At 74.8% G+C, this 14,967-nt stretch carries 14 protein-coding genes and 1 pseudogene; 6 read left to right on the top strand and 9 right to left on the bottom strand.

Features of this window, described 5'->3' with window-relative positions; translation table 11 throughout:
- Window positions 1–69 precede the first annotated feature (69 nt).
- Entirely contained in the window at window positions 70–480 is a 411-nt protein-coding gene (locus AC3CHW_RS30875) for a four-helix bundle copper-binding protein (protein ID WP_488468649.1), read from the bottom strand.
- A 232-nt stretch (window positions 481–712) separates the two neighbouring features.
- Between AC3CHW_RS30875 and AC3CHW_RS30870 the strand changes: the two genes are divergently transcribed.
- A complete protein-coding gene (locus tag AC3CHW_RS30870; protein WP_488468648.1) occupies window positions 713–1,168 on the top strand; it encodes an SPW repeat protein in 456 nt (151 codons plus the stop codon).
- Between the two features lie 85 nt (window positions 1,169–1,253).
- Here AC3CHW_RS30870 and AC3CHW_RS30865 read toward each other — a convergent pair whose 3' ends face one another.
- Window positions 1,254–2,060 (bottom strand): AAC(3) family N-acetyltransferase, encoded by an 807-nt coding sequence (locus AC3CHW_RS30865; protein WP_488468647.1) that lies wholly within the window; start codon window positions 2,058–2,060, stop codon window positions 1,254–1,256.
- 283 nt (window positions 2,061–2,343) lie between these two features.
- Here AC3CHW_RS30865 and AC3CHW_RS30860 point away from each other — a divergent pair, with 283 nt between their 5' ends.
- Window positions 2,344–2,874 carry a TerD family protein gene (locus tag AC3CHW_RS30860; RefSeq protein ID WP_488468646.1) on the top strand — a complete coding sequence of 177 codons (531 nt, stop codon included), beginning with the start codon at window positions 2,344–2,346 and terminating at the stop codon, window positions 2,872–2,874.
- 66 nt (window positions 2,875–2,940) lie between these two features.
- Here the strand turns inward: AC3CHW_RS30860 and AC3CHW_RS30855 are convergent, their stop codons facing one another.
- Window positions 2,941–3,525, bottom strand: coding sequence for a CGNR zinc finger domain-containing protein (locus AC3CHW_RS30855; RefSeq protein WP_176160540.1), 585 nt, complete (start codon window positions 3,523–3,525; stop codon window positions 2,941–2,943).
- 96 nt (window positions 3,526–3,621) lie between these two features.
- Between AC3CHW_RS30855 and AC3CHW_RS30850 the strand changes: the two are divergent.
- A pseudogene (locus AC3CHW_RS30850) lies at window positions 3,622–4,874 on the top strand (SufS family cysteine desulfurase).
- Window positions 4,875–5,056: 182 nt separating this feature from the next.
- The gene (locus tag AC3CHW_RS30845) at window positions 5,057–6,082 is read left to right on the top strand and encodes an ArsR/SmtB family transcription factor (RefSeq protein ID WP_217196354.1); all 1,026 of its coding nucleotides are present in this window, start codon (window positions 5,057–5,059) and stop codon (window positions 6,080–6,082) included.
- A 43-nt stretch (window positions 6,083–6,125) separates the two neighbouring features.
- Here AC3CHW_RS30845 and AC3CHW_RS30840 read toward each other — a convergent pair whose 3' ends face one another.
- Together AC3CHW_RS30840 and AC3CHW_RS30835 are read right to left on the bottom strand one after the other, a co-directional pair.
- A complete protein-coding gene (locus AC3CHW_RS30840; RefSeq protein ID WP_488471225.1) occupies window positions 6,126–7,106 on the bottom strand; it encodes a DUF3048 domain-containing protein in 981 nt (326 codons plus the stop codon).
- Between the two features lie 73 nt (window positions 7,107–7,179).
- Window positions 7,180–7,686 carry an STAS domain-containing protein gene (locus tag AC3CHW_RS30835; protein WP_398609056.1) on the bottom strand — a complete coding sequence of 169 codons (507 nt, stop codon included), beginning with the start codon at window positions 7,684–7,686 and terminating at the stop codon, window positions 7,180–7,182.
- A gap of 964 nt (window positions 7,687–8,650) precedes the next feature.
- Here AC3CHW_RS30835 and AC3CHW_RS30830 point away from each other — a divergent pair.
- Together AC3CHW_RS30830 and AC3CHW_RS30825 are read left to right on the top strand one after the other, a co-directional pair.
- Complete coding sequence (locus AC3CHW_RS30830) at window positions 8,651–9,421, top strand: SAM-dependent methyltransferase (protein WP_488468645.1); 771 nt, start codon at window positions 8,651–8,653, stop codon at window positions 9,419–9,421.
- 310 nt (window positions 9,422–9,731) lie between these two features.
- Window positions 9,732–10,469: a MerR family transcriptional regulator gene (locus AC3CHW_RS30825; protein ID WP_488471224.1), complete on the top strand. Its 738-nt coding sequence runs from the start codon at window positions 9,732–9,734 to the stop codon at window positions 10,467–10,469.
- Between the two features lie 131 nt (window positions 10,470–10,600).
- Here AC3CHW_RS30825 and AC3CHW_RS30820 read toward each other — a convergent pair whose 3' ends face one another.
- The 4 genes from AC3CHW_RS30820 to AC3CHW_RS30805 form a co-directional block, all read right to left on the bottom strand.
- Window positions 10,601–11,482, bottom strand: a complete 882-nt coding sequence (locus AC3CHW_RS30820) for a discoidin domain-containing protein (RefSeq protein WP_398609058.1) — start codon at window positions 11,480–11,482, stop codon at window positions 10,601–10,603.
- A 512-nt stretch (window positions 11,483–11,994) separates the two neighbouring features.
- Window positions 11,995–12,567 carry a phage tail protein gene (locus AC3CHW_RS30815; RefSeq protein ID WP_488468644.1) on the bottom strand — a complete coding sequence of 191 codons (573 nt, stop codon included), beginning with the start codon at window positions 12,565–12,567 and terminating at the stop codon, window positions 11,995–11,997.
- 1 nt (window position 12,568) lies between these two features.
- Window positions 12,569–14,563, bottom strand: a complete 1,995-nt coding sequence (locus AC3CHW_RS30810; protein ID WP_488468643.1) for a putative baseplate assembly protein — start codon at window positions 14,561–14,563, stop codon at window positions 12,569–12,571.
- Window positions 14,560–14,967: a GPW/gp25 family protein gene (locus AC3CHW_RS30805; RefSeq protein WP_176160548.1), complete on the bottom strand. Its 408-nt coding sequence runs from the start codon at window positions 14,965–14,967 to the stop codon at window positions 14,560–14,562. The genes AC3CHW_RS30810 and AC3CHW_RS30805 overlap by 4 nt, the downstream gene beginning before the upstream one ends.

Genomic DNA, 14,967 nt, shown 5'->3' with positions numbered 1-14,967 from the left:
CCGGCCCCACCTGGGCCCCGGCCGGCCGCGCCCGCGCCGGGCCCGGGGCCGGTGGGGCGACAGGGGTGGTCACGCCAGCGTGCGCAGCAGTGCGCGGCAGGCGTCCGCGCAGCGGCGGCACGCCTGGGCGCAGACGCGGCAGTGCTCGCGCGCGTCGGCGTGCTGTTCGCACTCCTCGGCGCAGGCGGCGCAGACGGTGGCGCAGGCTTCGAGCTGGGCGCGGGTCACGTTGACGTCGTAGCCGGTGTGGCGGGAGAGCACCGAGGCGGTGGCCGCGCAGATGTCGGCGCAGTCCATGTCGGTGCGGATGCACCGGGTCAGGTCGCCGACGGCGCCCTCGGCCAGGCACGCGTCGGCACAGGCCGTACACGCCTGGGCACAGGCGGCGCACTCCTCGATGCAGCGCTCCAGGGCAGCGGGGTCCACGCCGCCGAGGTCGGCGGGGTAGGTGTGCAGCATGTCCTTGACCGTCGTCGTCATGACGGGCTCCTCGTCGGTCGGGGTGCTGCCGGACCGGCCCGCCCGGCAGGGGTGACTCGCTCCCCGGGTTTCACCGCGACACAAGCGCAAACGCCACCTGCCCGGTGGTGGGGAGTACGCCGATACGTCTCGCCCGATATCTACCGATATGCGCCAGAGAAGCGCACAATGGAGTCGGCGTGATGCCGCAGGACGCGGCCACACTGGTGCGAACCAAAAGGAGGCGGGACTCATGGCCAATGTCTCGCGTCACCCCGGTGACCTGGCGGATCACCCCGACGTGTCGGAGATGCGCGACCGGTACGCCCGCATGCTCGGGCGGCCGGGAGTGGTGGCGGTGGACGGGCTGCTGCTGCTCGCCGGGCTGTACGTGGCCATCTCTCCCTGGACGGTTCACTTCGCCGCGGCGGAGACCGAACTCGCCCGTAACAACCTGATCATGGGCATCGCGGTGGCCGTCATCGGCCTGGCACTGACGATGGTGCCGGAGCGGATGGCCGGTCTCAGCGCCGCCTGTGCCGCGATCGGCGTCTGGTTGATCGTCTCGCCGTGGGTGGTCACCCGCCACCCCGACACGGGGACGGTGTGGAACAACGTCGTCGCGGGCACCGTCATCTGTCTGCTCGGCCTCGTCGCCGCGGCCATGGCGACCCGTGCCAGCAAGCAGGTCCCGTCGGTCAGGACGTAACGGACCAATCCCCACCGCCTCGTACCGAGGTGGGCCGCCGCGCCGGTGCGCACACCCGCCGGCGCGGCGGTGCGTCCGGCGCCGGTCAGGGCGCGGCGCGCGGCCGGTGCTCGGCCAGCCAGCCCGTGGCGTACGCGACGGCGTCGGCCACCGGGAACAGGCGCGCCTCCGCTCCACCGACCGGGCCGCACAGCACCGGGCGCTCCTTCTCGAAGGCGGCGCCCAACTCGTCGAAGCGGTCGTCACTGATCGACCTGTCCCGTACGGTGCTCCAGCGGCGGCCCGCCGGGGTCGTCACGGCGAAGGAGTTGTCCACCCGCTGCCCCGGGATGCGGTACTCGGCCAGGTGGAAGGCGGTGCACGAGTCGTACCCCACGCCCAGCAGCAGCACCCGGGCCGCGGCCTGCTCGAGGCGGGCCAGCGGGCTGCGCTCGCCGAGCCGGCAGTCGAGCGCGTGGTCGTCCACGATCGCGTGGGCGCGCGCTCCCACGGCGGCGAACGAGGTCTGCGGGTGGGCGCTGCGCGCGGCGCCCGGCCAGGTGCGGGCGGCCTCCGGTATCGCTCCCACCCGGTAGCTGCGCGAGGTGGCCGGGTCGTAGGCCGGCAGCGCGGCGCGGATGGTCGGCCACCAGTGGGCCGGCACGGGTGGTTGACTCCAGCCCGCGGGGTCCGAGTTGTCGCTGGTGTGGGTGGGGACCACCAACGTGCCCGCAGGCCCCAGGACATCGAGCAGGGCCGCGACGACGACCGGGGCGCCGCCACAGACCCAGCCCAGCGAGCTGAGCGAGGAGTGCGCGAGCAGGGTCTCGCCGGGCCGTACGCCCAGGTCCCGCAACTCCGTGACCAGGGAGTCGCGCGTGCACAGGGGGCCGGTCGGCTGCGCCATCGACATGGCTGACGAGTCTGTAACACCCCGGCGCACGCCGCCACCGCGCAGGCGCCCGCCCGCGCGCGTTCCGGCCACCGCGCGCCGGGCCCACCCCGACAGGGGCTCGCCTCCGCGGGGAGCCGTCCCGGACCCGGCGTCGTACGGTGTGGCCGAGCGCGCCACGGTCGGGGCGCGCGGTGGGGCGCCCTTTCCGTCTCGGCCCACGCCCCGTCAACTCCGGGCGCTGGCGATACCCTTGGCAGCGAGTGCGTTCTTGTGTCAACTCAGCTCCGTGAAAGGGAATTCCGTGAGCAGTCTCAACAAAGGGCTGAAGAAAGTAGAGGTGGCCCTCAAGTGGGACCCGAGTCCCGCGGGCGAGCCGGTCAATGATCTCGATATCATCGCCGCGACCTATTCCACCGATGCGCCGTACGGGAAACCCGTCTATCTCGTCCACTTCGGCAGCCGTTCGCCGGACGGCACCATCAACCTGAACCGGGACAGCCAGACGGGTCAGGGTTTCGGCATGGACGAGGTCATGATCCTGGAGCTCGACCGGCTCGCCGAGACGTACGGGCGGGTGGTGGTGGGTGTGGTGATCCAACAGAAGGGCGGACACAAGGCGTTCGGGGACGTGCCGAGCACCGCCGTCCAGATACAGGAGCGGTACACCAAGCTCGTGGAGTACGACTTCTCCACCGTGGCGGGGGCGACGGCGGCCACCATCGCCGAGTTCACCCGGGACGAGGCGGGAGAATGGGAACTGCGGGAGACCATTCGCGGATTTGACACCGACCCCGCGGGATTCGCCGAGTTGATGGGCCAGCGGCCCGTCTGAGGGCCCACTTCGGCTTTGCCGTTCCGCGGCTTCGCCGTGGCATTCGCCGAACCGGGTTCGTCGCCACTACCCCTTGCGGGCCGCGTAATGTCGCGCGGCCCGCACTCTGTTTCCGCACTTCGTGGTGCACCAGCGGCGGGCGGCGTGCGAGCGCAGGAACCAGCGGGCGCAGCCGCGCGCGCCGCACTCGGCGAGTTGGGCCGCGTCCGGGCCCGTCAGCAGTTCGGTGCCGTCGTCGGCGAGCAGCGAGAGCGCGGCGCCGGCCGGATTGCCCGAGTCCGGTTCGTCCGCGCGGCGCGGGCCGTCGGCGGTCCACGTCAGCCGGGGGGTGGGCGGGGCGGCGGCGAGCGCCGCGTTCAGCGTCTCCAGGCTGGCCGGCGCGGGCGCGGCGCCACTCGCGCGGGCCGCGAAGAGTTCGCGCAGCGCCTCGCGGAGCGCGCGGAGCCGGCCGAGCTGGCGGCCGGTGAGGGCGACCGGGTCCGGCAGCATCTCGTGCCGGACCAGCCACAGGTGCGCGGCGTCGGTGTCCTCCAGCAGGTCGACGGGGCCGTGGCTGACCGTGAAGCGCGTGTTCACCAGGGCGAGCGAGGCGAAGCGCTCCTCGCCCGGCACCGGGAGCTGATGGAGGTAGTACGGCGCGTCATGGTCCACGGCCTCATGGTAACGGTTGCGCTTCTCCGTGAGGAGGTCTAGCGTCCCTCACGCTGAACATCATCAAAAGGCGTGAGAACTCTGGAGGTGCCCCCCGTGGCCATCGACGTCGACAAGCTCCGCGACGACTTTCCGATCCTGCGACGGACGATGGCCAGCGGCGCGCGACTGGTCTATCTCGACTCGGGTGCCACCACGCACAAGCCGCTCCAGGTCCTGGACGCCGAGCGCGACTTCTACCTGACCCGCAACGCGGCCGTGCACCGGGGCGCGCACCAACTCGCCGAGGAGGCGACGGAGGCGTACGAGGCGGCCCGGCAGACCGTGGCGGACTTCGTCGGCGCGGCCCGGGACGAGGTCGTGTTCACCAAGAACGCCACCGAGGGGATCAACCTCGTCGCCTACGGCCTGGGCCAGGCCACGCGGGGCAGGGACGGCCGGGGTCCCATCGGGCCGGGTGACAGGATCGTGGTGACGGAGATGGAGCACCACGCCAACCTCGTGCCCTGGCAGCAGCTCGCGGCCAGGACCGGGGCCCGGCTCGACTGGTTCCGCCTGAGGACGACGGCCGGCTCGACCTCGACGACCTGGACCGGCTGGTCGACGCGGACACCAGGGTGGTGGCCCTCAGCCACCAGTCCAACGTGCTGGGCACCATCAACCCGGTGCGCGCCATCGCCGAGCGGGCGCACGCGGTGGGCGCGTACGTCGTGGTCGACGCCGCCCAGTCGGTGCCGCACCGGCCGGTGGACGTGACCGCGCTCGGCGCCGACTTCCTGGCCTTCTCCGGGCACAAGATGCTGGGCCCCAGCGGCGTGGGCGTGCTGTGGGGCCGCGCCGAACTGCTCGCCGCGCTGCCGCCGTTCCTCACCGGCGGCTCGATGATCGAGGTCGTGGAGATGGACCACGCCACGTTCCTGCCGCCGCCCCAGCGCTTCGAGGCGGGCGTGCCGATGGCGGCGCAGGCGGTGGGGCTCGCCGCGGCGGTGGACTACCTGCGGGCGCTGGGCATGGACGAGGTGGCGGCGCACGAGGACGCGCTGACCGCCCGGGCGATCGAGCGGCTGAGCGAGATTCCGGGCGTGCGCATCATCGGCCCGCGGGACCTGACCGAGCGCGGCTCGGCCGTCTCGTTCACGGTCGCGGACCTCCATCCGCACGACGTCGGGCAGGTGTTGGACGAACGCGGCATCGCCGTACGCGTCGGGCACCACTGCGCGCGCCCCATCGTCCGCCGCTACGGCGTCCCGGCCACCACCCGGGCGACGTTCTACGTGTACAACACGCTGGAGGAGGTCGACGCGCTGGCCGACGGCGTGCGCGCGGCCCAGGCGTACTTCGGCGGATAGCCGCACGTCCCGGCCGCGCGGTGGCGTCGGCGGCCCGCCCGCCCGCGCGGCCGGTGGAGGCATTCGAAAGGTTGGCCGAATCCTTGCCGCCGACACGGCGCGATGTCCTCGCCCCGCCCCACGGTGTTGGTCATCCTGGTCCGGTCAAGTACCGGGCCTCACACAGCCGATGATGGGGCGTCATGAACGGTGGTGCCGCCGTGTCCTCGCCGGCTCAGCTCGCACTGGGTGAGTTACGCCAGATCAACGTACGGGTCTCCACGCACCCGGGCCTCACGGTGCGCTCCCTCTTCTCGGACGTGCTCGGCGGCCCGCCGCAGGGCGTGCCGCCGCGCGTCCGCCAGATGATCCGGGCCGCGCTGCCGCCCGGTGCCGCGCGGCTGCTGCGGTCGCTGTTCGCCGCGTCCCACTCCCCCATCCCCTGCTTCCTCACCTCGGCGATGGACCCGTTCGCCGAAGGCGGCGTGGAGGCCCAGCTCGAACGCATCCGGGACCTGTCGTCGGACGCCGTCCAGCACCAGGTGGCCGAGCACTTCACCGGCCAGCCGACCGCCGTGTGGCACCGGCTGTTCCAACACCCCCGGGTCTTCGCCGCCGCGTCGGCCAGCGTCCAGGAGGCCATCTGGCGGGCGTACGAGCCGCTGTGGCGGCGCACGGCCGCCGTCCGGGCCCGGGAGGTCGAGCGCATCGGCACCGCCCTGGTCACCCATCAGCTCCCGCTCGTCCTGGCCGACCTCGGCCCGGGCTCCCGGTTCGACGGCTCCACGCTGCACTTCGCTGAGGCCCGGCGGCTGCACGGCGGTTCGGTCACCCACCCCCGGCAGGGGCCGGACGGCAACCTGCTGGTGCTCGCGCCGCTGTCCTCGGGCACCAGGGCGCTGGCGGGCTGCACCGTGGGCGCGGGCAGCGTCCGCGTCGGCTATCCGCCCGCGGGGCTGGCCCGGGCCCTCGAGGGCGCGGACGCGTCGCACCCGGCGGACGCGCTGGTGCTGGTGCTGGGCGAGCAGCGGGCGACGATCCTGCGGCACGGCAGCCGCGGGGCCACCATGACCGAGATCGCCCACCACCTCGGCTGCTCCCCGGCGACCGTGACGTACCACTGCGCGCAACTGGAGCGCGCCGGGCTGGTCCAGCGGGTGCGCCAGGGCCGCACGGTGCGGCTGCGGCTCGCCGACCGTGGCGCCGAGCTGATCGACCTGCTCCGGTGACGTGCCCGGGCGCGGGCACCCCGGGGGCAGCGTGGGTGCGCCGTCAGCGGGAGTTCCCCGCGGCCCCGGTCGGCACGGCCTCCCGGGGGACGTAGGCCACCCACACCGGGCCGCGGGCGAAGGCGAGGCGGTCGCCGTCGGGCGTGGTGAACTCCGTGCCGCGGGTGGCGGCCGGCCGCTCCCAGCGGGCCTGGTGCGCCTTGCCGTCGCGCAGCACCAGGGCCGGCCCGGAGCCAGTGGTGTCGGTGAACGGCGACGCGCTGCCGGAGCGGTCGTGGAAGCGCGAGTCGCGGATGGTGACGCCCTGCACGACGACGGTCGCCGGCCCGCGCCCCTTCGCGTCGGCCACCGGTACCGACGTGCCGTCCATCGAGACCCGGTAGCGCTCGCGCTCGCCCGCCCAGGCGAAGGAGACCGCCGCCGCCGGGTAGCGGACGGTGTACGAGGGGGTGCTGCGACCACCGGCGGGCGCGGCGCCGAAGCGGAAGCCGATGTCCGCCGCGTCGTCGGCGTCGGGCGCGGCGGACAGCGCGCGCTCGGGCCGCAGATAGAGGTTGTGCGGGGCGGCGCGGCTCTCGCTGCGCGTGTAGCCGTCGCCGACCCGCTCGGGCGGCACCGGGTGCAGCGGGGCGTCCTTCACCAGCGGCAGCAGCTTGGACTGCGCGCCCGAGTAGGCGAAGGCCGGCTCGCCGAACTGGCGTAGCAGTTCCAGGTCGGTCTCCCGGGCGCTGCGCACCGGGCCGACGGTGGGTGGCAGGTGGGAGGAGTAGACGGCCATCAGGCGGGAGAGGCCGGCCTCCACGCGCTCGACGTAGACGATGTCGGCCGAGCCGAGGCCGCTCTGGGGCCGGGCCGGCCCGACGTTGTCGATCTTCACGGCGAGCACGGGGGCCTCGCGTGCCGCGAGGCCGGTGAAGGGCGACGTGCCGTCCTCGGGTCCCGAGCTGTCCTCACACCCGACGGCGGCCAGCGTGAACACGGTGGTCAGTGCGGCCCACCACGCTGCCGCCCGGCGTTTCCTGATGTCCACCGCAGCCCTCTTCGTCCGGGAGTTCGGCTCCAGCAGACCCCATCATCGGCGCCCGCGCCAGTGGGCGTCACCCATCGTGGGGTGAGGGCGCCGCCGGTGCGTCGGGCCGGGGTCTGGTCCGGTGGTACGAGGGGATGACGCTGGCGATGGCCGCGCCAAGCGCCGCTCGGCCCGCACCGCCGGGCCCGTGGCCGGCCGGTGGAGGGGAACTCAGCGGCAGGCCGGTCGCGCTGCGGGCCTCGCGCAGCGAGCCGTGCACCACGAAGGCGTGGTGCAGGCCGGTCACCCGCAGCATCTTGAGGGTCACCGGGCGGGTGACCAGGACGCGCAGGCGGCGCCCGCGCGCCATCAGCCGCTCGTGCAGCGAGCACAGCAGGCCGAGCCCACTGCAGTCGAGGAACGTCACCGGCCGTAGGTCGACGATCACCTCACCACCCGCCGCGGCGATCAGCCGGCGCAGCCGGGGCGCGAGTGCCTCGGCTGCCACGATGTCTATCTCTCCGTGAAGCTCGACGACGGTGTTCGCGTCGTCGTACCAGCATCTCGCTTGGAACTCGGAATGCCACTGGCGCATGAGATGCCCTCATCGCTGTCGGTGCGTCCTCGGTCAGACGGTGAACCGTCGGTGCGTGCCGAGATTCTGACTCCTCGACACGCGGCATACGTGCGGTGGGGGACGGTAGTCGCCAGGGGCAGGGCGACACCGGTCTTCACACTATTGCCGCTGTCACGTGCGACTACACCGACACTTACCGGCCAACTCCGAAACGGCGGCAGAACGGCGAGCTTTGCACAGCGACGCCGTGGTTGACGTTCTTTGACAGCGCTTGCGTCGCCCGCCCCGAAGATCGCCCACGCCGCCGGGCCGGCGCCCGCTGGGGACCGCCGCCGCCCCCGTGACCACGGCAGGCCCGGTGAGCGCGGCGCGCCAGCGCCCGAGACGCCCCCGTGGTGGGCCGCGTGGCGCGGCGCGGCCGGGCCACCCGCGCGGCGTGCCCGGCCGGCGCGGGACCGGCGGGTAGAAAGCGCCGCCACCGGGGTGCGCGGGTGTGGATGGGCCGGTCATCTGGCTGGTTCCGACCTGTTCGCCGTGGCAGACGTCCGGCATGGCGAGGCCCGGTGAGAGCACGCCCAACCGCCGTACGGGGGCGCCGGCGAGGGGCGCGGAGCGGCGTACGAGCCGGGGGCCCGCGGTTGTCGGGGCGGTGCGCGCGCGGGGCGGCGGGGTCGAGCGGCGCGAGCGGCGCCCGCGCGGGCGCGAGCGCTCGGGCTCGGTGGGGGGAGCGGACCGCACCCCCGCGCGCCCGGTGTCGGGGGGCGCGCCGGGATCGGCGGCGTGCGGCCCGTGGAGGCGGCGGTGGGCGGCGAGGGCGGCCCCACGCGCCCTCAGGCGCCCCACAGGATGGCCGAAAGTTTTCCCCTCTCGTGTGCCGCTTCTCCGCGCTGTCATCCGATCCCCCCGAAAGCCTCCTGGCTCGCCCGCGCACGGCCGCGAAAATCGCTGTGCCTGCCGCCAACCAGCACGTAGTTTCCGACACATGGACAGCACTGCCGGTACGGCACCCCCGCGTCTGACCCGCCTCACCTTCCACGGCCCGTTCTCGGAGGAGCGGGCCGCGCGCATGATCGACCGACTCGCCAGGACCGAACCCCGCACCATCCTCGACATCGGCTGCGGCTGGGGGGAGTTCCTGCTCCGCACGCTCGCGGCGACGCCCGGCGCCACGGGCGTCGGCGTCGACCTGAACGAGGAGGACATCGCCCGGGGTCGCGCGCTCGCCGCCGCGCGCGGGTTGGACGAACGGGTCACCTTCCACGCGGAGTCCGGCGTCGCCACCACCCGCGGCCCCGCCGACCTCGTGCTCTGCTTCGGCGCCAGCCACGCCCTGAGCGACACCCAGCCGCCCGGGCACACGGCCGCCGCGCTGGAGGCGCTGCGCGGGCTGGTCAACCCCGGCGGCCGGGTCGTGCTCGGCGAGGGTTTCTGGGAGCGCACTCCCACGCCCGCGGAACTCGCCGCCATGTGGCCGGACGCCAGCCCTGACGAGCACCCCAGCCTCGCCGGGCTGGTCGACCTGGCGGTGGCCGCCGGGTTCCGCCCGGAGTGGATCGAGTCGGCCGGTGTCGACGAGTGGGAGGAGTTCGAGTCCGGCTACCGGGCCGACGTGGAGGAGTGGCTGGCGCACCATCCCACGCACCCCGCCGCCGAGGAGACCCGCGCCCGCGTGGACCAGCAGCGCTCACGTTGGCTGCGGGGCTACCGCGGGGTGCTGGGCATCGCCTACCTCACGCTGGTCCCGGTGGCGTGAGCACCGCCTCCCGTCGGCCCCGCGGTCTCGGCGGTGCGGCGGCGCTCGACCGCGCCGCCTGCCGGCCGGCGGGCAGGCGGCCGACGGGAGCCGTCCCACCCCGTCGCGCGGCGGCGGGCCGGCCACGCGGGGGCGGCTCGGGGTGCCGACGGCGTTCCCGGGCAGAGTAGGCGGGGCGCCGCCCCTCCCCGCGTACGGGGCGGGGCGCCCGCGCATAATGGGCAGCGGAACTATCCGCTTCGGACGGTGCCGCCGCCGGGCCCGCTCATGCCAGCCGACCGGGACGGGATCCGAGGAGAACGACGTGAAGATGTCCGAGCTGAGCCGCCGCAGTGGGGTGGCCATCCCCACGATCAAGTACTACCTGCGCGAAGGGCTGCTGCCGGCCGGGCACGCGACGGCCAGCAACCAGGCGGACTACGACACGGACCACCTGCGGCGGCTACGGCTGGTCCGCGCGCTGATCAGCTTCGGCGGCCTCTCGGTCACGGCCAGCCGCGAGGTGCTGCGCGCGATCAGCGAGCCGCTCGACCTCTACCACACGCTCGGCGTCACCCACTACGCGCTGGGCGCTCCGGTCGCCGACACCGGCGCGAGCGCCGGCACGGGCGACCCGGACGCTCCGGGCGAGGACGACGACTGCGCGGCCGAGGCGGCGGCGTTGGTCGACCGGATGGGCTGGTCGGTCGGCGAGGAGTCGCCGGGGCGCGCCGCGCTGGCCGCCGGGCTGCGCGCGCTACGCAGGGTGGGCGCGGACGTCGGGACGGACGAGCTGCTGCCGTACGCCGAACTCGCCGCGGCCACCGCCCGGGTGGACCTCGACCACCTGGCCGGCATCGAGGACCGTATCGACGTCGCCGAACGCGCGCTGGTCATGACCGTCCTGTTGGAGCCGGTCCTGGCCACCCTGCGCCGGATGGCCCAGGAACACGAGGCGGCGCTGCGCTACCCGAGCGAGTCGAAGCAGCCCCCGCGTCCCCCCGCGGCCCGGGCCGGAACCGACGCGGCCGACCGGGGGGCGCGCACCGGGTCCCACCGCGCCACCTGAGGCGCCCGAGCCACCGACCGCACTACCCCGGGCGCGGCGTCCGCCCGGCCGCCCCTCCCCCGCGTACGCCCAGCGCACCGGCCAGGCGTCGGCGGTGGCACCGGGCGATGAGACCGCGTGAGGAAACCGACTCACCGGCGGCCGAAGAACTCCACCTCCGCGACGGCGACGCGGCGCTTGGCGCTCTCGCCGTAGGCCGCGTCGACGGTCAGCCGTACGCGTACGACGTCGGAGCCGCGCACGTCGAAGGTCTGTTGGCCGGGCTGGTCCTTGAGGTTGACCGCCTTCGTGGAGCGCTCGCCGTCGGCGGTGAAGAGCGTGACGGTCAACTCGGCGGGGCGGGCCTGGGTCAGGAACTCGTCCTGGTTGGCCGACCGCCCCGAGATGACCAGCAACTTCCGTAGCCGCACGGGCTCCTCGAACGTGGCCTCCAGGTACTGGCCGGTCGCGGGGCCGGTGTCGGCGGGGGACCAGTAGCGGTTGGTGAAGCCGTCGAAGGCGGCGCCCGCGCGGTGCCCGCCCGCCTCGCTGGAGGCCCGCGCCTCGGCGGGGCGCAGCGCCTCCGGCTTGCCGGTCTGGTCCTGCGTGAAGGTGAGCGCGTCCGAGAGCTGGGAACGGGCGAAGTACGCGGCTGCCAGGAGGATCAGCAGCGTCAGCGGCAGCGCGAGCCGCGGCCTGGGCCACGTGCGGTGCCGGGGCCGGCTGCCGGCCTCCAGGACCCGGTCCCGGTCGCGCCCGAACAGCCGCCGCCACCACGGCGGTCGGTTCTGGCCCGGGGCCCGGACCGGGGCGCCGAGCTGCGCACCGCAGCGCTGGCAGAGCCGCCGCTCGTGCGGGTTGTCCGCCCGGCAGCGCGGGCACGGGCGGCTGCCGGTACGGGTGGCGGGGCCCGGCGCGGGCGCGGGGTCGGCCGGTGCCGGCGCCACCCGGTGGTCGGGCCCGGGGTCGTGCGCGTCGTCGCGCCGGTCGCCGGGGCGCCGCAGGGCCACCCCGTCCGGCCCGGGTGGGGGCACCGGCCCCGGAGCCGGCCGGGCAGCGGGCCGGGAAGGTGACTCCGGGCCCGGCCGCGGCCCCGGCGGTGGCACCGTCGGCGACTGGAGCGGGCGCGGTGGCGGCGCGCTCCGGTCGGGCGCGCGGGACGGCGGTGGAACGGGGGGCGGCGCCGGGTGCGGAGACGGCCCCGGGGGCCCGGGCGCGCGGCTGGTGGCGGCGGGGTCGGGCTCGGGGGTGGTGGTCTGGGGCGGGTCGACGGTAGCGGCGGCGGCCTCAGGAGGAGGCGTGCTCGGGCGTGGTTCGGCGGGCGGCGGGCTGGGAGCGGGGTTCGGGACGGGGTGCGGGGCGCGGCCGGCGGGTGGTCGGCCGGCGGGTGGTCGGCCCGTCGCGCCGCCCGTGTCCGGGGGTGCGCCGGCCGCGCCACGGCCCGCGCGGTCAGCCTGGTCCGCCGCGTCTTCCCAGTCCAGGAAGGCCCGGCACGAGGCGCAGAACTGGGCGCCGGGCGCGTTGCGGTGTCCGCAGTCGGGGCAGGTCATGCCGGGCCCCCCGGGTCCTCGCCGGTCGCCTCGGCGGCCAGGATCTCCAGGCGGTACCCGACGTGCGCGGGGACCTCGGCGGCCACCAGCCGCTCCAGGCGGGCCCGGTCGAAGCGCTCCGGGTCGGCCACCCGCAGCCGGACCCGCACCCAGGGCGGCGCCGAGCCGGGCAGCGCGCCACCGCGCTCGTCCGCCCAGGTGGTGGCCCCGCTCTCGGTGATCTCGGGCTCGACGCCGGTCTCCACCCGGATCGCCGCGGCCAGCCCCGCGCGGGTGCCGCGCTCGCGGTGGCGTACGACCGCGCTGGCCACCACCGCCCGGCGCTGGTTGACCGGCCGCTCCTCGTCCGTGCGGGTGGCGACCCAACTCGCCATCCAGGCCACGAAGTCGTCGGGGGCGGTACGCGGATGCAGGTAGGCGGGCAGGTTGTCGAGGGTCAACAGCACGGGGGCGAGCACCTCGTCCAGCGCGCCGAGGAAGCGTACGAGGAAGTCCTGGTCCAGGTAGACGGCCGGGAGCTGGTCGGCCAGCGGGTGGGGGGTGGGAAGCCCCGGGATCACGGCACGCATCTCACACCTCACGGACCCGCAACTGGTGCTCGAAGCTGAACACCAGCGCGTGCTGATCGAGGAGGATCTTGTTGGCGGGCTCGGCCCGGTCCCCGGTGACCGGGTCGGCCGGGAACAGCAGGACGTCCTCGACCAGTTCGACGCCGGGCAGCCGCTGCAACACCGCGTACACCTCGCCGGCGTGGACGGGCCGCCCGAAGGGCCAGCCGTCGCCGTCGGGGCCGCCCGAGAGCGGGTTGAAGTAGCCGTACAGCGCGGCGAGCCCGGCCTCGCGCAGCCGGTCGGCCGCCGCGCCGCGCTGCGCCTGCACCCTGGCGACGACGGTCACGCCCTGGTAGTACGGCGGTTCGACGTGCAGCCGAGTGCCCAGCGGGCGGCGCTCGTCGAGATGCGTGCCGATCATCGAGAGCGTCTCGGTCGAGGGGGTCAGGTCCTCGAACCTGATCCGGCCCTGTTGGTCGCCGCGCCCGGCCGGCACGATGAGCAGCCGCACCCCGCCCGCGTCCGCGGCCCGCCGCGCCCGGTCCTCGGCGGACTCCGCCCCGTCGTCGGCCAGTTCGCCCACCGGCACGCAGTGCACCCGGGCCACGTCGGGCGCGGCCTCGCGGGCCAGTTGCTCGTAGTCGTGCGGCACGACGGCCCGGTGCAGGGTGGCCAGCGTCAGCGGTCCGCGCACGCGCGCGTCGTCCACGCTCTCGCCGTCGACGCCGCCGAGCGCCGGGCGCCGGTTGTCGACCCGCGCCACGTACGGCATCGAACTGCGCAGGATGCGCAGCGCGTGCCGGGAGACGTTGCCGCGCCGCCCGCCGCCGGTGCGGTAGCGGCGCACCCGCACGGTGCTGCCCTTGGGCGGCACGGCGCCGAACAGCCGCAGCGAGCCGTCGCGTTCGCGCACCGCCGGACCGAAGTCCACCTGTCCGGAGTTCGGGTCCAGGGTGATGTGTCGTTCGTACGCGGTGGAGTGGGCGAAGTTGTCGACGCGGGTCCACTCCACCCAGCCCGCGCCCTCGGCGACCTCGACCACGAAGGGTTCCTCGCTCGGCACCACGGGCGGCCTGGCCACCTGGAAGCTCTGCCCCGGCACCCCCTCGCAGACGCCGATGACCTCGTCGGTGACGGTCTCGGCGTGGCTGGCCTCCACGGTGCCGCCGATGGTGAACGCGGTGATCTCGCGCACCGTGGGCGAGGCCACGTAGGTGGGTTGGTCGGGCGCGGCCTTGAGCAGCCGGCACCGTATCCAGCCGGCGGTGTGCCGGGCCACCACCGACGCGGCGTGCTGGGCGGGCAGGTGGATGATGACCTCGCCGGCCTTGTTGAAGCCACCCGTGTCGTCCTTGTCCACCTCGCAGGCGACCCAGGCGGAGCCGTCCCACGCCTCCCACAACAGCGGCGGGCGGCGTGGGTCCACGCCCACGCCCTCGACCCTGCAGTCCAGGCGCAGCACGACGACGCAGGCCGGCGCGGGGTTGGACAGGCCGACGTACAGGCAGTCCCCGGGGCGCGGGGTGGTGCCGAAGCAGTGGACGTCGCGGCCGAGCGCCAACTCCTCGGTGCCGTCGGTGGCGTCCCCGCCCAGCGGCCAGGTCGCCAGGTGGGCCAGCGAGCACGGCACGACGGACAGGTCGGCGCTGGTGGTGAAGACCACCGCCTCCTCGGCCTCGGTGCGCACGGTGGCGACCTCGGTGCCGGCGGGGACCCGCACCGGCTCCGGCTGCGGGGCCGAGAGCCAGAAGGTGACGTCGGTACGGGCCGCGGTGGGTGGGTAGAGGCGGACGCCGATCAGGTCGAGGAAGGCCAGGTAGTTCTTGTCCGGCACCCGGTTCAACCGGTAGACGAGCTGGTCGACCATGCTGGCGAACGCCTCGATGAGGGTGACACCGGGGTCCGAGACGTTGTGGTCGGTCCACTCCGGGCAGCGCTGCTGCACCAGTCGCTTGGCCTCGTCCACCAGCCCCTGGAAGTGCCGGTCGTCCAGGTTGGGGCTGGGGAGCGTCATGTGCCCTCCTCGTGCCGGGGGATGACGTAGAACGGGAAGACCAGGTTGCGGGGGTCGTTGGCGCCGCGTATCGCGTAGCTGATGTCGATGTAGAGCACGCCCTCGTCCGCCTCGTCGAAGCGCACCGCCACGTCGGCCACGTCGATGCGTGGCTCCCAGCGTTCCAGGGCCAGCCGCACCTCGTAGGCGAGTTGGCCGGCGGTGCCCGCGTCGGCCGGGGCGAAGACGTAGTCGCCGAGCGCGCAGCCGAACTCGGGGCGCATCGGGCGCTCGCCCGGCGACGTGGACAGGATGAGCCGGATGGACTCCGCGATCTCCTGCCCGCCGCGGACCAGGGCGATGCTGCCGGTGGCGTCGGTGCGGGGCGGGAAGGCCCAGCCGGCGCCGATGAACTGCTGGACCAT

Source organism: Streptomyces sp. MGP-BFMKR1 (assembly GCF_057766585.1).
Note: the sequence above shows the minus strand (reverse complement) of the source record. Positions and strands in the feature narration are given on the sequence as shown.